Here is a 17,315-nt window from a genome sequence, read left to right as displayed (position 1 = left end):
GAACTGGCCCGGCACAATTGTGCCGCACGGTGCGGGGCACGAATGTGCCAGGTCATTTTGTGCCAGCCGTTCGGGCTTCCTTCGTGCTCCGACATGACGGAGTATTGATGGGGAGCGGATGCGGATGATGCGGCCGCGCACCGCCACTCGTGTGAGGACTTGAGATGGCACGCTATTGCGTCGTCCCGACAAGCTCTGCAAAGGGCAAGGGATTGCTGGAGGGTCAGCCTTCGTGCATGTGTCGAATCGTGAGGGATCCGGACCGGATTCCTTGCGGGAGCTGCGAAAGCCGCTAGCCGGCCCACCGGCGGGCGACGATGGCGGAACCCACTCCCCTGACCTGTCCCGATCGGAAGTCGACATGATTCTGGCCGGGATGCTGTGGTGGCGGTGAACGCGTCGCCTCACCTGTCGATCCGACATACCGGAAGCGGCTTTCCATCGCGTTCTCGGCAGTGCTCGAACGTGCCGGGATCCGGATGTGCCGCAGGAGAGGACGAGGGGGTGTATTCGATGCGCAAGTACGTCAAGCCGGCCTCCAAGAAGGTCAACCAGGGCACCATTGTCAGCGGAAACGCCTGAGTGGGCCCAAGGGATACGCGAAGCCGAAAAGGGGGTGTATTCGATGCGTAAGTACGTCAAGCCGGCCTCCAAGAAGGTCGACCAGGGCACCGTCCTCGTGAACGGCGCCTGAGCCGTCCGTCGTGCACGCCGCACCCGCGGTGTGCCGATCAGCAGCTCGTTTCGCATACATCAGAACACCGGGGAACGGTGTTCGGGACCAGGAAAAGGAGTGGAGAAATGATCTCCGCAGACATCATGAAGCAGCTGTCCACCGGCGCCGTCAAGCGTGGTTGCCAGAACAGCAAGTGACGCACCGGTCGCGGCGGCGGTGCGAGCCGCCGCCGCGACCTGGCGACAGGACCGAACTGAGGGGGCTGCGTCGATGACGGCACCTGGACACATGGATTTCGATGGGCTGCTCGGCGACCGGCGGCGTGCGGCGCGATCCGAACTGGCCGAGGCCATGCGGACGTTGTCCGCGCAGCAGGGAACCGGCAGTGCCGCGACCGGGACCGCCCCGGCCGGCGCCTTCCACGAGCCGCGTCTGTACAGCCAGTTGGTGCTCGGCGGCTTCGGCTCCATGACGGCCGACCAACTCGTTCTCGCGGCCTGCCCGGACGACGGAGCGTCGCGCGAGGTCCTGACGGACGACGAGGGTGTCGTCTACGTACCCGGCCTGGGGCGTTGCACGACACCGCACCGCTCCGCCCGGCTCACCGTGCGGCACGACCCGACGGCGCGCACGCTGACGGCGGAGGCCGGGGGCGAGACGTACGCCCTGGAACCGGTCACCCGCGTGCCCGGCACGGCGATCGAGCTCGTCGACCGGCTGGATCCGATCCTCGACGCCTTCCTCGAACGCCACATCGACGGTTACGAGGACCTGGCCGTCGTCGCCGACGCCCACGCGCACCTGCCGCACATCTCCCGCGCCCTCGACCTGATCGCGGCGGTGAGCCCGGCCTACCACCGGGCGCTCACCGAATCCCTGCGCGCCGTCTTCCTCTACGAGCACCCGACGGCCGAGTCCTTCGCCGCTCTGGGCATGCACGGGATGATCTTCCTGAACGTTCCGCCGACGGCCGGCACGGACTACTTCGTCGAGGAACTCGTCCACCAAGGCGGGCACATCCTGTTCAGCGAGGCGACGCTGAGCCGCGGGGACTTCTTCCGCGTGGACCCCGAGGCCCCGCTCTCCGGGCTGATCGGCCAGGACGATCCGCGCAACGTCTACGACGCGTTCCACGGTCTGTTCACCGAGCACATGGAGTACCAGATCGTCCTCGGCGTCCTCGACGAGGGCCTCGCCGACGCCCGGGAGCTGCCGTCCTTCGAGCGGCACCTCGCCTCCGTGGCCCGCCGCCATCTGCGGGACCTCGGCCTGATCGGCCCTCACGCGGGCGAGATCTTCAGCGACCTGGGCGCGGAGGTCTTCACCGCCTTCCGGGAGACCTACGACCGTGCGGCACGTCTGCACCCCGGTCTGTTCGGCGCCGCCACGGACACCGCAGCCACGGATGCCACGGCCACGGACGACGCCACCACGGACGACGCCACCAGGGTCGGCACCACCACGGACGTCGCCATCACCGTCGGAACGGCCACCGACAACCCGGCCGCCTGCGCCGAGGCCCTGCTGCGCGAGCTGATCGCCGTACCGAGCGTCAACCCGCTGCTGCCCGGCTCCGAAGGGATCGCGGACGAGCGGGACCTGGCCGCCCTCGTGGCGGACCGCCTGCGGGCCGCCGGGCTCGACGTCGAGACGCAGGAGGTGACCGACGGGCGCCGCAACGTGATCGCCCATCTGCCGCGCGCCGGCGCCGCCGACGACGAGGTCGTCCTGCTCAGCGCGCACATGGACACCTACCCGGCGGGAGGGCCACGCGCGGGCTACGAACCGGTCGCTGACGGCCGCTGCCTGTACGGGCGGGGGAGCGCGGACGCCAAGGGCTCACTCGCGGCGATGATGACGGCGTTCCTTCAGGCCGCGGCCTCGCCCGACCGGCGCGAGGCGTACCTGGCCGCCACCGTGGACGAGGAGTGCCTGCTCCAGGGCGCCCGTGCCCTCGCCTCCCACGGCATGAGCCCGACGCTGGCCGTCACCGGGGAGCCCACCGGGCTGGTCCCCGTCGTGGCGCAGAAGGGCATCGTGCGGGGCGCCTTCCGTGTCCGGGGACCGGCGAGCCACGCGGCCTACCCCGCCGAGGCCACGGCCGTCGCCTCGGCGGCCGAGCTGGTGCGCGCCGTCGCCCGCCTGAACGCGGACCTGGCACGCCGTCCCGGCCACCCGGACCTGGGCACGCCGACGCTGACCGTCACCCGGCTCGACAGCAACGGCGGGATGAACCTCAGCGCCACCGAAGTGACGGTGCGGTTCGACGGCCGCTTCCTCCCCGGCACGACCGGCGAGCGGTTCGCCGCCGACATCGAGCGCCAACTGCGCACACTGCTGCCCGCCGAGGCGGACTTCGCCCTGCAGCCGCTGACCTTCGTGTCGCCGCCCAACGAGGTGCCGCCCGCCTCGCCGCTCGTGCCCGAGTTCTTCGCGGCCGTCAAGAACGTGACGGGCAGCTGCGAGCCACAGACCTTCTCCTACGGCAGCGAAGCCGGCGTGCTGGCCGGGTTCAGCGGGGCGAGCCTCGTCTTCGGACCAGGTGACGCGCGCCATTCGCACGCGGAGACCGAGGTCGTCGACCTCGACGAACTGACCGCGGCCACCGAGATCTTTCGCAGCATCCTGGTCGGCGACCAGCGGTGAGTGCGGCCACCCCATCAAGACAGGAACATCACGTGACAGCCATCGGCAACGACCTCGGTGCGAGCGGCCGCGAGCGCCTCTGCCTCGCCCTCGACCTCGCGGACCGCGGCGAGATCCTCGCGCTGGTCGACGAACTGAAGGACCTCATCGGGTACTTCAAGCTCAACTCCGCGTTCACCCTCCACGGCCCCGACCTCGTACGGGAGATCCTCGCGCGGGACGTCAAGGTCTTCATGGACCTCAAGCTCCACGACATCCCCAACACCCTGGCCGGATACGGTCACGCGGTCACCGTCCTGGGCGCCCATCTGGTCACGCTGCACACCGGCGGCGGCCTGGAGATGATGCGGGCCGCCGTGACCGCCGCCGACCGGACCGCCGCCGAACTCGGCGTGGAGCGCCCCAGACTGGTCGGAGTCACCCTGCTCACCAGCGTGGACCGCGAGACGCTCAACGGGGACCTCAACGTGCCCGGCACGATCGAGGACGAGGTGCGCCGCCGGGCGCTGCTCGCCGCCGAGGCGGGCCTCGACGGCATCGTCTGCGCGCCGTCCGAGATCGACCTCGTGCGTCCCGGACTGCCGGACGACTTCTTCTACGTGACACCCGGGACCCGCTCCCCCGGGGAGAGCGGCAACGACCACAAGCGGATCGGCACCCATGCCGAGGCGCTCGCCGGCGGATCGTCCCTGCTCGTCCTCGGCCGCCGCATCCACCACGCGGCGGACCGGCGCAAGGCCGCTCTGGAGGTCCTCCAGGAGATCGAGGGAGCAGCGTGATGCTCACCCTGCCCGACAAGGCCGTGATCGCCTGCGTACACCTCCCGCCCACTCCGGGATCGCCCGGCTACGACGGCAGGATCGACCACATCTACGACTCCGCGCTCCGCGACGCCGAGGTGTTCCTGCGGCACGGCGTCGACGCCCTGATCGTGGAGAACTTCCGGGACGCCCCGTTCCACCCCGACACCGTGCCCGTCGAGACCGCCGCCACGGTCGCCGGTGTCACGCGCGAGGTCGTGCGGATGTCCACGGTCCCAACAGGCGTCGCGGTCCTGCGCAACGACGCCTCGGCGGCGCTCGCGATCGCCACGGCCACCGGCGCCCACTTCATCCGCGTCAATGTGCACGTCGGAGCGGTCCTCTCCGAACAGGGGCTGCTCACCGGAAGGAGCCACGAGACGCTGCGGCTGCGCCGGGCGCTGGGCAGCGACGTGGCGATCTTCGCCGACGCGCGTGTCAAACACTCGCAGCCGTTCGTCTACCAGGACCTCGCCACCGAGGTCAGGGACCTCTCGCAGCGGGCGGACGGCATCATCGTCTCGGGCGAACTGACCGGCCTGGAGACCAGCCCGCAGGACCTGCTGACCGCACGCGGGGCGACGGCCGGGCCCCTGCTCGTCGGCAGCGGCGTCACCCCTGGGAATCTGGCCTCCGTGTACGAGCACGCCGACGGCTTCATCGTCGGCAGCCACTTCAAGGTGGACGGAGTGCCCGGCAACCCGGTGGACGAGTCACGGGTGGCCGGCCTGATGGAACGCGTGCGCGCGCTGCGCGACGCGGCCGGCGCCCACTCCGGGGTGACCCGGGCATGACGACCACCGATCGACGAGAACCAGGACAGAACATGCCGCAGCGCAGGGTCGACGACGAGGCGATGGCCGGCCTCTTCCAGCCGCAGAGGACCGACAGCGGACTGCTCGTGTCGATCGTCGGCTTCGACGGATCCGGCAAGACCACGCAGATCGAGCGGGTCGCGGAGGCCATCCGCGCTCAGGGCAGGGAAGTGGTCGAGACCCGCCAGCCCGCCGACTGGTACCGGGAACTGGCCGAGGTGCAGGTCTTCCACGACCAAGGCGGCTCCGTGGAGACCGCGCACATCCTCGCCCTGCTGGCTGCCGCCGACCGCCGCCGGCACGTCATGGAGGTGATCAATCCCGCCTTGGAGCGCGGCGCGGTCGTGCTCTGCGACCGCTACGTCTACGCCACCTTCGGCGTCTTCGTGCACCGCGGGGTCGACTTCCGCTTCCTGGCGACGATCAACAGCGGGATCCCCCGCCCCGACCACGCCTTCTACCTCAAGCTGCCCACCGACGAGCTGCTCCGGCGTCTGCGTCTGCGCGACGGCGACCGGCTGAAGCACGAGGAGAAGTCGGCGGAGCGGATCGAGTCCATCACCCGCACGTACGAGGAACTCGGCCCGGAACTGGTCCACATCGACGGCGGGGCCGCCCGGGAGGAGGTCACCGCCTCGATCCTGCGCCATATGAAGGACTCCTTGTCGGGGTGAGCATGCCCGGCCGGCCGGCCGGTGGACGAGACCGCAGCAGCAGCGAGTGAGGTAGACATGTGTGGCCTGGCGGGAACAGCGAGATGGGGCGGGGGCGAGCTCCCCGCCGCGGCGGACTCCCTGCTGCGGCGTATGACGCGCACGATCGCCCATCGGGGCCCCGACGAGACGGAGTTCTTCCGCTCCGGCCCCGTCGGCCTGGGCTTCGTACGGTTGTCCCTGGTCGACCCCGAGGGCGGCGGCCAGCCGCTCAGCACCGAGGACGGCTCGTTGGTGCTCATAGCCAACGGCGAGATCTACAACCACCGTGAACTGGCCGCCGGTCTGCCGGCCGGGACGCGGCTGCGCACCGGTTCGGACTGCGAGGTCCTCCTCCACCTGTACCGGCGGGACGGGCTGTCCTTCCTCGACCGGGTGCGCGGTATGTTCTCGGTGGTCCTGTGGGACCGGGACCGGGGCCGGCTGGTCTTCGCGCGGGACCGCTTCGGCATCAAGCCGCTGTACTTCCACGCGAACAGGGACCGCGTCGTCTTCTCGTCGGAGATCAAGGCGCTCTTCGAGGACCCGGACTGCCCGAGGGAGCTGGACTGGGAGCGGGCACTGTCCGACCAGCAGATGACGGGCAACCTCGTGCTGGACGACGCACCGCCGCACGCCTGGTTCAAGGACATCGAACTCGCCCCGGCCGCGTCGATCCTCACCTTCGACCTCGTCTCCGGCGAGCGCCGGTCCCACCGGTACTGGTCGTTCCCCGAGTTCGACGGCTCCCGGACCGGCTCGGAGTCGGACCTCGTCCGCTCGTACGCCGAGGCACTGGCCGCCTCCGTGCGGGACTGCCAGATGGCAGACGTCGAGATCGGCCTGTTCCTCAGCGGAGGGATCGACTCCGCGGCGGTGGCGGCGCTGGCCGGCATCAAGCCCCGCACCTTCACGGCGCTCAACGGCAGCACGCTGGAGAACCGGGACGCCGAATGGGCGCACCGGACGGCGGCCGGGCTCGGTCTGGTCAACCACCAGGTGCTCCAGGACACGGCCGCCGTTCCCGGCACCGAGGAGTGGAAGCGCCACCTGTGGCAGATGGAGACTCCGCTGGCCGGACCGGAGACGTACTACAAGTACGAGCTCTACCGCCATGTGGGCGCGCACGCGCCGGAGATCAAGGCCATGCTGCTCGGCGGCGGCTCCGACGAGTTCAACGGCGGGTACTCGTCGTCACTCGCCGGAGGCGGTGACTGGTCCGACTTCGTGGCCAACACCGGGCGGATGGGCGTCAGATGGGACCAGCAGCGCCGCCCCGAGCTCGGGGCGTGGTGGGACCAGCCAGGTCTGCCCCTGGTCCGTGCCGAGGCCCTGCGGGCGGCAGCGGGCGGCAGCAGGCCCGACGCGTACGAGATGCTGTTCCGCACCAAGTACCGCGATGTCCAGCTCTACAACTGCTGGCACGAGGACCGCACCGCCGCCGGCAACGGCATCGAGGCACGGGTGCCGTTCCTCGACCACCGTCTGGTGGAGATCGTGGCGGCGGTCCCGCAGGCCCTGCGCCCCGCTCTGATCTGGGACAAGCAGATCCTGCGCCGTGGACTGGCCGGCGTCCTGCCCGACGAGGTGGTGAACCGCCCCAAGATCCCGTTCTTCTACGGATCCGGGGTGGCCCACACCTACCGCGCCTTCGCCAGGATGCTCGGGCAGCAGGGCGGCCTGCTGCTGGAGGAGGCCCTGAGCGGACCGGGAGCCCGCCAGTACCTCGACGCCGACAACATCCGCGCCATGGTGCGCCGCATCGAGAACGACCCCCGCTCCGGCTACGTCGAGTTCCCGCTGCGTGCCGTCAACCTCGGGCTGCTGGAGAGCATGGCCGCCGACCTGCCGCAGCCGCTGGTCTCGGCGCCGGGGGCCGCGATCCCGCGTGCGGTGCCGATCACCGACTGGGACCGGCAGGCGGCGGAGATCACGGCGCTCGTCGTCCGGCGGCCCGCCGTCGACCCGCAGGCCGTCCTGGCCCGTGCGGAGGAGCTGCTGCTGCTGCGGTCGCCCGACGAGCCGACGACCTGGTACCTCGCCGTGGAAGGCAGCATCGAGTACGTCGTCGACGAGTCCGAGGAGCCGGACTGGATCCCGCTGCTCCAGGCGCTCGACGGCGTGCGGCCCCTCGCCGACGTCGTGTCCGCCCTGGGGCTCGAGCTCAAGCCGTTCGAACCGCTGCTCGCCGAGGCGCTGGAGGCAGGGCTCCTGCTGCCGGCGGCCGGCACGCCGTGACGGGGCGCGGCCCCCGCCCGCATGCCGTTGTGCCGCCGGGCGGGGCGGCGGCGATGGCGGGGACCCCCGAGCACAACAGAAAGGGAAGGGACATGGATTCACAGCCGGACCTCCAGGGTGTCGTCGCACGGCTCCGGAACGAGGGGCTGCTGCCCGAGGACCACAGGGCGGTGCTGTGCGTGGGATCGGTCGCCCGCGGCTGGGCGAACGAGCGCAGCGACTACGACCTCGTCGTCGTCACCGGGGAGCCCTTCGCCACGGAGCGCGCCCGTTGCCTCCCGGTGCCCCTGCGGCCCGGCACGGTGCCCACCGTGACCGTCCACGTGGACGGCCGGCGCTGGGAGATCAAGTACTGGACCGACGGCCAGATCGGCCAGCTGCTCGACAAGGTGTCCTGGGAGCGGTTCGACTCGGGAACCGTCTTTGCCAAGGTGCTCCTGGACGTCGAGGAGCTGTGCCTGGAGCGGCTGCTGACCTGCGTCCCGCTCGTCGGGGACGCGTGGGTCGGGCAGCGCTGCCGCGAGCTGGGGGAGTCCGCGTTCCGCGCTTTCGCCGCCACCCGCTCGCTCGCGGGGCTGGACTCCGCGGTCGAGGACGCGCTGGGACAGCTCGACGCCGGAGACACCGCGTCCGCGGTGCTCTCGGCGCGCCGCGCCGTGGGCCACGTCGTCGACGCGCTGCTGGAGTCCCACGGGTGCTTCGGCTCGGCGCAGCCCAAGTGGCGGGCCCGCCGGTTCCAGGAGGCGGCCCCCGCGCAGCTGTCGTTCGAGGAGTACTGGGCGCTGGAGACCATGCGCGGATTCGACCCCGCCGCCCCGGAGGTCTGGGTCAAGGAGACCGTCGAGGTGTGCAACCGCCTGTGCATGGAGGTGGAGATCTGATGGACGCCGGTCCCCTTCTCACACAGGCGTCGGTGGTCCGCCGCTCGTCCGACATCCGGGTGCGCAAGTTCCGCGGCAGTCTCCTCGTCGCCCGCGCCGACAGCACGCTGGAGCTGGACGAGGTCGCCGAGTTCATCTTCAAACGGCTCGACGGCGCCATGACCGTCCGGGAGATCGGGGAACAGCTCTCCGCCGAGTACGACGTGTCGGCGGAGGAGGCGACCGCGGACAGCATCGAGCTGCTGTCCGAGCTGCTGGCCTCCGGAATGGTCTCGGTCGCCGCATGAGCAGGAGTCCGGGCCCGGGCGCCCGCCCCGAGCCGCGCCCGCACGCGTCGCCGGCGCACCGGCGAGAGAACGGGGGCCGCTGACATGTGCGGAACCGTCGGCATGTTCGTGGGCTGCTCGGCCCTGTCCTACTGCCCCCGCTCCCTGCTGGCGGCGCACGCGGCCCGGCCCACGGGCGACGGATCGCGCATCCCGGCCGTCGAGGAGGACGCAGGCGGTGAGGACGCAGGCGGTGAGGAGTACCGCAGCGCCTTCCAGACCTGGTACGAGCGTGCCAGCGTGCGCCAGGCGCCGCGCCGGACCGTCGCCGAGGGGGACACGGCGCTGCGGTTCTTCTCACCCGACCTCGTCCCGGTGGCCCACCACCCCCTCGTGAAGGCCCTTCCCGAGCCGGTCTTCGACCAGATCCTGGTGCAGCACCTCTACCGGTACCTGGACTTCACCGCGAAGCTGGAGTACCTCGTCGTCAACCGGACCCTCGTGGGCATCGCGCACGGGTCGACCGGTGTCCGGCTGCCGCAGGAGATGCGCTTCGACGCGCTCAAGATGTACTGCGACGAGGCGTATCACGCCCTGTCCGCCGTCGATCTGATGCGACAGGTCGAGCAGCACACCGGCATCCGCCCCCGGCTGCCCGACGAGCCGTTCTTCCTGCGCAGACTGCAGCAGATCCTGGCGGAGCTGCCCGCGGAGGAACGGGGCCTGGCCGAGCTGCTCTTCGTCATCGTCTCGGAGACCCTGATCTCCGCCAGCCTGGCCGAGATCCCGGACAGCGACGGCCTCGTGCCGGCCGTCAGGGAGTCGATCCGCGACCACGCGGTCGACGAGGGGCGCCACCACGCGTACTTCGCCGTGTTTCTGCGCCATCTGTGGGCGCAGCTGTCGACCGCGGAACGGCAGTTCGCGGGGCGGCTGGTACCGCGGCTGATGGACGCCTTCCTCCTCCCCGACCTCGACAGCCTGCGGGCCGAGCTGGCCGGCTACGGGCTGTCGAAGGAGCAGGTCGAACAGGTCGTCGGCGAGGTCTACACGCCCGAGGTGCTGAGCCGGCACTCGCGGGCGACCTCGCGCATGACCCGGCGCTACCTCGACCGGCTGGGCGCCTTCGACGACCCCCGGGCGCAGGCCGAACTGCACGCCCACGGCTACGCGTCATGACCAGGACGGGCAGGCCGGCACCCGCGCATCAAGGAGACAGGTAACAGCGATGGCTCGAACGACCGTGGCGTCCCCGCCCTCCCCTCCCCGGCACGGGGCCGGGGTGTTCTGGCGCTACTGGACCGCCTCGACGGTGAGCAGGACCGGCGACGCCATAACGGCCGTGGCCCTGCCCCTGGTGGCGATAGAGCTGCTGAACGCCGGCAGCCTGGAGGTCAGTCTCGTCACCGCCGCCGGGTACGCGGCCTGGCTGCTCATCGGCCTGCCGGCCGGGGTGATCGTGCAACGACTGCCGCTGCGGGGCACGCAGGTGGCCCTGGACGTCCTGCGGGCCGTGGCGGTGCTCTCCGTACCGGTCGCCGCGGCCCTCGGTGGTCTGAACCTGACGCTCCTCGTCGCCGTCGCCCTGGTGATCGGCCTCGCGACGGTCGTGTTCGACGTCGGCAACTCCACGTTCCTGCCGTCGATCGTCAGCAAGGAGGAGCTCACCTCGCGCAACAGCCTGACGTCGGCGTCCAACGCCGCCACCGAACTGGGCGGCCCCTCCGCGGCGGGTGTGCTCGTGCAGATCTTCGGCGCTCCGGCCACCTTGCTCGTGGACGCCGCGAGTTACCTGGTGTCGGCGGTTCTGCTCAGGAGCCTTCCGAGGCCGCCCGCGGCCGACGGCGCGGAACGCGGGCGCGGAGTCCCCGCAGTCGAACTGATCAAGGACGGCTGGCACTTCGTCGCGCGCCACCCGGTCATCAGGCCCTGCGTGGTGGCGGCGACGCTCATCAACTTCTGCTGCGGCGCCCTTGCCGCCCTCGTTCCGGTCTTCCTGGTCCGCACCGTCGACGTGTCCGCGGGCCTGGTCGGTCTCCTGATGGCCTCGGGTGGCGTCGGCAGCCTGCTCGGCGCGGCCGTCACCCCGCGTGTGGCACGGCGCGTCGGCAGCGCCCGCGGGGTGCTGTACGCCACCGTCTTCCTGATGGCCTGCCAGTTGCTGCTCCCACTGAGCGGCTCCGGCTGGGGCCTCGCGTTGTTCGTGGTGGGAAACGCGGGTTTCTCCTGCGGCGTGGTGGTGTTCAGCATCCTGACCCGCACGCACCGCCAGACCGTGACCCCGACCGGTCTGCTGCCGCGTGTGATGGCGACCGTCCGCTTCGTCTCGTGGGGGGCGATACCCTTCGGCGCCCTCGCGGCGGGCCTGACGGCGACGGCCCTCGGGACCCGGGGTGCGCTCTGGCTGTCCTGCGGCGTCGGTCTCCTGATCCCGGTGCTGATGCTGGGGAGCCCCGTGCGGCGTGCCCGCGACCTGGCGTGAGTCCCCGGCGTCGCCGGCCGTGCGCCGCAGCCGAGCCGGGTGAGCCACCGACTCGCAGGCGGCGCACGTGAGTTGATGCCGTCCCCGAGCGCCTGTTCCTGGCAGTCCCGGCCGGTCTAAGCTCGGCGGATGACCTTGGAATGGGAACAGGTAATCGTTCACTCGGAAGATCCGGTGGCCTTGGGACAGTGGTGGGCCGACGCTCTCGGCTGGGTCGTGGTCCACTCCTCCGATGAGGAGTTCGAGATCCGCCCCGAGCCGGATCGCCTGCCGGGGCTGGACTTCGTCCGGCTCGACGAGAGCAAGAAGGCCAAGAGCCGACTGCACCTCGACTTCCGGCCTGATGACCAGGACGCCGAGGTGGCTCGTCTGGTGGCTCTCGGCGCGCAGCGTGTGGACATCGGCCAGGGCGATCAGTCGTGGGTCGTTCTGGCAGACCCCGAAGGCAACGAGTTCTGCGTCCTCGGCCGGCGGCGTCAGTAAGGCACCACGCTCGGCCTGCCGTGCCGGCGTGACACGTCCAGCAGCGCGGAGGTCCCCGGTTCGGAGAGGTCGACCCGACGCGTACCTCGCCTCGCGGCCGCACCGGAAAACCTCCGGCGGCGAGTGAACCTCACGCGCGATTTGCCGCTCTGATGACACGACAGTGCCGAAGGACCAACGCCCTTGCCGGGCCGGGCTCTTCGGTGTCCGTGATCAGAAGTGGAGACCAACCCCCATGAGAGTTTCCCCGACCCGTCACCGTGTCCGCCGGATAACCTCCGTCGGGCTGGTGGCGAGTGCGGCGCTGGCCCTCGTCGCGTCGGCCGTCACCACGGCGTCCGCCCACACCGCACCCGACGACGAGCGGACCAGGCCCAGCATCAAGATCATCGGAGGCGTGGAGCAGCCCGTCGACGCCCATCCGTGGATGGCCGCCCTCCTGAACAAGGGCTCCGGAAGCCCGGCCGACCGCCAGTTCTGCGGGGGCAGCCTGATCAGCCCCGACGTGGTCCTGACGGCGGCCCACTGCGTGACGGGCACCAAGCCGAAGGAGCTGGAGGTCACGGTCGGCCGGACCGTGCTGTCCGACAAGCGCCAGGGGCAGCTGCGCAACGTGCGGAGCATCGTCTCGCACCCCCGCTACACCAAGGGGGACGAGGCGTACGACCTGGCGCTGCTGGAGCTGGCCAAGCCCGTCACCGGCGTCGCCGCCGTGAAGATGCCGACCGCGGGCACGGACGCCCTGCTGCGCCCCGGCGCGCAGGCGACGGTCATCGGCTGGGGCAACACCGACACCGAGGTGCCCAGCTACCCCGACCGGCTGCGCGGCGTGAAGGTGCCCCTGCTCTCGCACGCCGAGTGCACGGCGACGTACCCGGGCTACAACAAGGCCGTCAACGTCTGCGCGGGCGTGGAGGGCAAGGACTCCTGCCAGGGCGACAGCGGTGGCCCGCTGTTCCGCAAGGTCGCAGGCCGCACCTACCAGATCGGCATCGTGTCGTACGGCGAGGGCTGCGGTGAGCAGGGCGCGCCCGGTGTCTACACCTCCACCAGCTCGAAGAAGCTGTGGGACACCCTCGCCGAGTCCCGCGAGGGCAAGCGGATGAAGCAACTGCTGCGCCGCTGACGCCGCGGCGGTGCCGGACGGCCCCGACGCCCGATGCGCCGCCTCCGGTCGAAGGGCCGGACGCCGCACCGGGCGGCGGGGCCGTTCCGTTGCGCACCGGCCGGACCCGCCTCCTCGAAGCGCCGCCTCCGAACGCCCATTGGCCTCGCACAGCTTCGTCGTCCATACTGCCCGCCGTGGAGCAGCAGATAGATCCGAAGATCAAGCCGGACTTCGCCGTGAGCACCGACCCGGCCTTCCTCCCCGGCCTCGTCGGCGTCCGTGCCGCCCCCGCGGCGGCCGACGGGACGCGGGAGCGCGAGGGCGGGGAGCCGGAGGACGCCGCCGGGGAGGAGACCCCGCAGGACGTCTCCCACGACGAGGCCGAGGAGGCGGTCGAGGACGCCTGCGGGGCCGCGGCCGGAGACGAGACGGCAGCGGACGACGCGGCAGCGGACGGTGAGGACGCCGACGGCGCCGGGGACGGCGGACCAGTCTTCGAGGTCAGCGACCGCCGCGGCTCGATCACCGCGAACCGCGAGGGCGTTCGCTTCCGCCTCGACGACCAGGAGGCCGACTTCCGCTGGGACGAGATCGGCGCGGTCGAGGTCAAGACCCCCCGGTTCGGCCGCCGTTTCACCGTCACGGTCCACGTCGCGGCCAACCGCTGGTTCAACGCCGAGGTCGAGGCGGACGCCAGGAGCCGGCTCAAGGAGTGGACGGCGGAGCTGGACGCGGTGCTCGACGCCTACTTCGAGGAGTCCTGACCACCACGCCCTAGTGGGCGATGCCGTCGATCAGCTCGCGCGCTCCCTGGCGCAGCAGTGCGACGGCCACCGACGTGCCGAGCGTGGCCGGGTCCAGCCGCCCGGCCCACTCGTGCGCGTTGAGGACGGTCTTGCCGTCCGGGGTGAAGACCTTCGCCCGCAGCGAGAGGTCGCCGTTCCGCTCGGCCTGGGCGTAACCGGCGATCGGGCTGTTGCAGTGCCCCTGCAGGACGTGCAGGAACATCCGCTCCGCGGTCGTCTCCCGGTGGGCGTCCGGGTCGCCGAGGGCGCTCACCACGTCGATCACGGCGTCGTCGTGCTCGCGGCACTGGAGAGCGAGAACCCCGGCGCCGATCGGCGGGCACATCGTCTCGACCGACAGGATCTCGGTGATCACGTCGGTGCGGCCGATGCGCTCGAGGCCGGAGACGGCGAGCAGGAGCGCGTCCGCGTCCCCCGCGTGCAGCTTCTCCAGGCGCCGGTTGGCGTTGCCCCGCATCGGCACGCACTCCAGCTGGGGGTGCGAGGCGGCCAGTTGGGCCGTCCGCCGGACGGACGACGTGCCGATCCGCGTACCGGCCGGCAGCTCGTCGAGCGTCAGCCCGCCGGGGTGGATCAGGGCGTCACGGATGTCGTCCCGCTTGAGGAAGGCCGCGAACGTCGTGCCGGCGGGCAGCGGCCGGTCGGCCGGGATGTCCTTGACGCAGTGCACCGCGAGGTCGGCCTCACCGGCCAGGAGCGCGGCGTCGACCTCCTTGGTGAACGCCCCCTTGCCCTCGACCTGGGCCAGGTCGCCCATCCACCGGTCGCCGGTCGTGGTGACGGGCACGACCTCCGTACGGATGCCGGGATGCAGCGCGGCCAGCTCGGCGCGTACGCGCTCCACCTGGGCGAGGGCCATGGGGGAGGATCGGGACACGATGCGGATCCGCTCGGGCGCAGTCATGGCGACCACGATAAGGCGTCGGCGACAGGCCCGGAGACGTTGCTCCCTCTGGGGAAACCCGTTGCGCTGCACGGGGAAGCGACGCGCGCGACACGACCGCGGACCGCCCCGGTATGTCCGGATTCGGACGCTTCGGCGCATAGCTTCGGCTTATGACGAAACGACAAATCACCTGCCTCGCCTCCACGGCCCTGCTCGTCGCCTCCGGAGTGGCCGCAGCGGCCCCCGCCCATGCCGCCCACATCCACCATGTGAGCCCCGGTCAGTCGATCCAGGCCGCGGTGAACGCCGCCCGGCCGGGCGACACCGTCGTCATCGCCGCCGGCACGTACCGCGAGAGCGTGCAGATCACCACGTCCGGCCTGACGCTGCGCGGGGCCGGTGCCCGTACCGTGATCAAGCCCGCGGCGGCCACCGCGCGGGCCGAGAACGCCTGCGCCGCCGGGGGGAACGGCGTCTGCGTGACCGGCACGGCCCAGCAGTCCGTCGACAACGTACGCATCCAGGGGCTGGCCCTGTCCGGCTTCGCCAAGAGCGGTCTGTGGGCCTCTTGGACCGACCGGCTGACCGTGCGGGGCGTGACCTCGGAGAAGAACGGCACCTGGGGGATCGCCGAGCAGCGCTCCACCCGCTCCGTACTGACGGGCAACATCGTCAGGTCCAACGGCGACGCCGGGATCTTCGTGGCGAACACGGTCTCCGAGGAGGCCGGCGCCACCGACACGAGGGGGACGCGGATCAGCGGCAACGTGATGACGGACAACCGCATCGGCGCCACGGTCCGGAGGGTGCGCAACCTGACCGTCGACCGCAACACGATGACGGCGAACTGCGCCGGCCTGTTCCTCGTCGGCGACGAGTCCAAGCCGCGCGCGGGCGCCCTGACGGTCACCGGCAACCACGTCCTGCGCAACAACAAGGCCTGCAAGGCCACGGCCCGGCTGCCCGAGATCCAGGGCGCGGGCATCGTCCTCACCGGCACCGAGGACACCGTCGTCGAGCGGAACATCGTGTGGGGCAACGTCGGCTCCTCGCCGTTCTCCGGCGGCATCGTCCTGTTCAAGAGCGTCGTCGGCATCCCCGGCACGGACAACGTCGTCCGCGACAACGTCGTCGTGCGCAACGGGGCGGCCGACCTGGCCGACCGGGACTCCGCCGGCACCGGCAACCGCTTCGACGCCAACGTGTGCGGCGTCTCCGAGCCCGCCGGACTGTGCTGAGCGACGCCGCGAGGACCAACCGGCCGCGCCGCCAGGCCCGGCCCCACTCACGAGAAGCGAGGCGGCATGACCACCACCGCACCCACCGCACTCACCGCATCCACTGAGCCCACCGCGCCCACCGCGGCCCCCGCCCCCCATGCCTCCATGAAGCTGCGCGAGCTCGTCTTCGGCGCGGCCTGCGCGGCCGCCGTGCGCGCGGCGGCCAGACTCGGCGTCGCCGACGCCCTGGAGGACACGCCCAGAACCGCCGAGGACCTCGCCGCGGCCGTGAAGACCGACGCGAGAGCGCTGCGGCGCATGCTCCGCGCCCTGGCCTGCTACGGGATCTTCGCCGAGGACGCGGACGGCCGCTTCGCGCACACCGACATGTCCCGGCTGCTGCGCGAGGACGATCCGCACAGCCTGCGCTACATCGCCCTGTGGTGCACCGAACCGTGGACCTGGGCCGCCTGGCCCCGCCTCGACGCGGCGGTGCGCACGGGCGGCAGCGTCTTCGGGGATCTGTACGGCAAGGAGTTCTTCACCTACCTCCACGAGGACGCGGAGGAGTCGGCCCATGTGTTCAACCGGGCCATGACCACCTCCAGCATGCAGTCCGCGCGCGACGTCGCCGAACTCCTCGACCTCACCGGGGCCTCGACGGTCGCCGACATCGGCGGCGGCCAGGGCCATGTGCTGGCCAGCCTGCTGGAGAAGAACCCCGGCCTGAAGGGCACGCTGTTCGACCTGCCGGGTGTCGTCGAGAGGGCCGACCCGCGCCTGCGCGAGGGCGGTGCGCTCGCCGACCGGGTGAGCATCGTGCCCGGCGACTGCCGCCGTTCCCTGCCGGTCGACGCCGACGTCTACGTCATCAAGAACATCCTGGAGTGGGACGACGACAGCACCGCCCGGACGCTGCGCAACGTCGTCGGATCGGCCCGCCCCGGCGCCCGGGTGATCGTCATCGAGAACCTCGTCGACGACTCGCCGTCGATGAAGTTCACCACATCGATGGACCTGCTGCTCCTCCTGAACGTGGGCGGAGCCAAGCACACGAAGGAGAGCATGACCACCCGCATGGAGGCCGCGGGTCTGGTCGTCGGGGAGATCCGCCCGGTGAACTCCTACCTGCACGCGTTCGAGAGCGTCGTCCCCGGCTGAGCCGCCGGCCCCCGGCCAAGGGGAGCGCACGACACCAGCAGCCGGCCCCGCGGTGATCCGCGGGGCTCAAGCACCTCGACGGCATCTCCGACGCGGACATCGCGGGCCTGAACATCCCGACGGGCATCCCGCTGGTCTACGAGCTCGACGCCGAC

Annotated in this window: 15 protein-coding genes and 1 pseudogene; 15 read left to right on the top strand and 1 reads right to left on the bottom strand. The window is 71.3% G+C overall.

Going from position 1 to position 17,315, the window contains the following annotated elements; all coding sequences use genetic code 11:
• Nucleotides 1-964 precede the first annotated feature (964 nt).
• From AB0K02_RS10680 to AB0K02_RS10625, 12 genes are all read left to right on the top strand, one after another.
• Entirely contained in the window at nucleotides 965-3,322 is a 2,358-nt protein-coding gene (locus AB0K02_RS10680; protein ID WP_365992008.1) for a M20/M25/M40 family metallo-hydrolase, read from the top strand.
• Nucleotides 3,323-3,354: 32 nt separating this feature from the next.
• Complete coding sequence (gene pyrF, locus AB0K02_RS10675; RefSeq protein ID WP_365992007.1) at nucleotides 3,355-4,101, top strand: orotidine-5'-phosphate decarboxylase; 747 nt, start codon at nucleotides 3,355-3,357, stop codon at nucleotides 4,099-4,101.
• Complete coding sequence (locus AB0K02_RS10670) at nucleotides 4,101-4,916, top strand: BtpA/SgcQ family protein (protein ID WP_365992006.1); 816 nt, start codon at nucleotides 4,101-4,103, stop codon at nucleotides 4,914-4,916. Before pyrF ends, AB0K02_RS10670 begins: the two co-directional genes overlap by 1 nt.
• A gap of 32 nt (nucleotides 4,917-4,948) precedes the next feature.
• Entirely contained in the window at nucleotides 4,949-5,611 is a 663-nt protein-coding gene (gene tmk / locus AB0K02_RS10665; protein WP_365992005.1) for a dTMP kinase, read from the top strand.
• Between the two features lie 57 nt (nucleotides 5,612-5,668).
• Entirely contained in the window at nucleotides 5,669-7,867 is a 2,199-nt protein-coding gene (gene asnB, locus AB0K02_RS10660) for an asparagine synthase (glutamine-hydrolyzing) (protein WP_365992004.1), read from the top strand.
• 92 nt (nucleotides 7,868-7,959) lie between these two features.
• Nucleotides 7,960-8,748 carry a nucleotidyltransferase domain-containing protein gene (locus AB0K02_RS10655; RefSeq protein ID WP_365992003.1) on the top strand — a complete coding sequence of 263 codons (789 nt, stop codon included), beginning with the start codon at nucleotides 7,960-7,962 and terminating at the stop codon, nucleotides 8,746-8,748.
• Nucleotides 8,748-9,035 carry a PqqD family protein gene (locus AB0K02_RS10650; RefSeq protein WP_365992002.1) on the top strand — a complete coding sequence of 96 codons (288 nt, stop codon included), beginning with the start codon at nucleotides 8,748-8,750 and terminating at the stop codon, nucleotides 9,033-9,035. Before AB0K02_RS10655 ends, AB0K02_RS10650 begins: the two co-directional genes overlap by 1 nt.
• 84 nt (nucleotides 9,036-9,119) lie before the next feature.
• Nucleotides 9,120-10,193 carry a diiron oxygenase gene (locus AB0K02_RS10645; protein ID WP_365992001.1) on the top strand — a complete coding sequence of 358 codons (1,074 nt, stop codon included), beginning with the start codon at nucleotides 9,120-9,122 and terminating at the stop codon, nucleotides 10,191-10,193.
• 49 nt (nucleotides 10,194-10,242) lie between these two features.
• Nucleotides 10,243-11,496, top strand: coding sequence for an MFS transporter (locus AB0K02_RS10640; protein ID WP_365992000.1), 1,254 nt, complete (start codon nucleotides 10,243-10,245; stop codon nucleotides 11,494-11,496).
• Nucleotides 11,497-11,625: 129 nt separating this feature from the next.
• Complete coding sequence (locus AB0K02_RS10635; RefSeq protein ID WP_365991999.1) at nucleotides 11,626-11,979, top strand: VOC family protein; 354 nt, start codon at nucleotides 11,626-11,628, stop codon at nucleotides 11,977-11,979.
• A gap of 235 nt (nucleotides 11,980-12,214) precedes the next feature.
• Complete coding sequence (locus AB0K02_RS10630) at nucleotides 12,215-13,105, top strand: serine protease (RefSeq protein WP_365991998.1); 891 nt, start codon at nucleotides 12,215-12,217, stop codon at nucleotides 13,103-13,105.
• A 176-nt stretch (nucleotides 13,106-13,281) separates the two neighbouring features.
• Nucleotides 13,282-13,851, top strand: a complete 570-nt coding sequence (locus AB0K02_RS10625; protein WP_365991997.1) for a hypothetical protein — start codon at nucleotides 13,282-13,284, stop codon at nucleotides 13,849-13,851.
• Nucleotides 13,852-13,861: 10 nt separating this feature from the next.
• On the opposite strand, the gene hemC is transcribed toward AB0K02_RS10625, so the two are convergent.
• Nucleotides 13,862-14,797 (bottom strand): hydroxymethylbilane synthase, encoded by a 936-nt coding sequence (gene hemC, locus AB0K02_RS10620; protein WP_365991996.1) that lies wholly within the window; start codon nucleotides 14,795-14,797, stop codon nucleotides 13,862-13,864.
• Nucleotides 14,798-14,949: 152 nt separating this feature from the next.
• Between hemC and AB0K02_RS10615 the strand changes: the two genes are divergently transcribed.
• The 3 genes and pseudogenes from AB0K02_RS10615 to AB0K02_RS10605 form a co-directional block, all read left to right on the top strand.
• The gene (locus AB0K02_RS10615) at nucleotides 14,950-16,017 is read left to right on the top strand and encodes a right-handed parallel beta-helix repeat-containing protein (RefSeq protein ID WP_365991995.1); all 1,068 of its coding nucleotides are present in this window, start codon (nucleotides 14,950-14,952) and stop codon (nucleotides 16,015-16,017) included.
• Nucleotides 16,018-16,083: 66 nt separating this feature from the next.
• Nucleotides 16,084-17,160, top strand: coding sequence for a methyltransferase (locus AB0K02_RS10610; protein WP_365991994.1), 1,077 nt, complete (start codon nucleotides 16,084-16,086; stop codon nucleotides 17,158-17,160).
• A 59-nt stretch (nucleotides 17,161-17,219) separates the two neighbouring features.
• Nucleotides 17,220-17,315 (top strand): annotated as a pseudogene (locus AB0K02_RS10605) (phosphoglyceromutase); the annotation flags it as partial.

Origin of the sequence: Streptomyces sp. NPDC049597, assembly GCF_040675505.1 — a bacterium.
Lineage (GTDB): Bacteria > Actinomycetota > Actinomycetes > Streptomycetales > Streptomycetaceae > Streptomyces.
This window is presented reverse-complemented; position numbering and strand designations above follow the sequence as displayed.

Coding starts and splice junctions, on each gene's coding strand:
- hemC (WP_365991996.1), bottom strand. CDS start 14,797: ATGACTGCGCCCGAGCGGATCCGCATCGTGTCCCGATCCTCCCCCATG.
- AB0K02_RS10655 (WP_365992003.1), top strand. CDS start 7,960: ATGGATTCACAGCCGGACCTCCAGGGTGTCGTCGCACGGCTCCGGAAC.
- AB0K02_RS10630 (WP_365991998.1), top strand. CDS start 12,215: ATGAGAGTTTCCCCGACCCGTCACCGTGTCCGCCGGATAACCTCCGTC.
- AB0K02_RS10615 (WP_365991995.1), top strand. CDS start 14,950: ATGACGAAACGACAAATCACCTGCCTCGCCTCCACGGCCCTGCTCGTC.
- AB0K02_RS10645 (WP_365992001.1), top strand. CDS start 9,120: ATGTGCGGAACCGTCGGCATGTTCGTGGGCTGCTCGGCCCTGTCCTAC.
- asnB (WP_365992004.1), top strand. CDS start 5,669: ATGTGTGGCCTGGCGGGAACAGCGAGATGGGGCGGGGGCGAGCTCCCC.
- AB0K02_RS10650 (WP_365992002.1), top strand. CDS start 8,748: ATGGACGCCGGTCCCCTTCTCACACAGGCGTCGGTGGTCCGCCGCTCG.
- AB0K02_RS10640 (WP_365992000.1), top strand. CDS start 10,243: ATGGCTCGAACGACCGTGGCGTCCCCGCCCTCCCCTCCCCGGCACGGG.
- AB0K02_RS10670 (WP_365992006.1), top strand. CDS start 4,101: ATGCTCACCCTGCCCGACAAGGCCGTGATCGCCTGCGTACACCTCCCG.
- AB0K02_RS10680 (WP_365992008.1), top strand. CDS start 965: ATGGATTTCGATGGGCTGCTCGGCGACCGGCGGCGTGCGGCGCGATCC.
- tmk (WP_365992005.1), top strand. CDS start 4,949: ATGCCGCAGCGCAGGGTCGACGACGAGGCGATGGCCGGCCTCTTCCAG.
- AB0K02_RS10635 (WP_365991999.1), top strand. CDS start 11,626: ATGACCTTGGAATGGGAACAGGTAATCGTTCACTCGGAAGATCCGGTG.
- AB0K02_RS10610 (WP_365991994.1), top strand. CDS start 16,084: ATGACCACCACCGCACCCACCGCACTCACCGCATCCACTGAGCCCACC.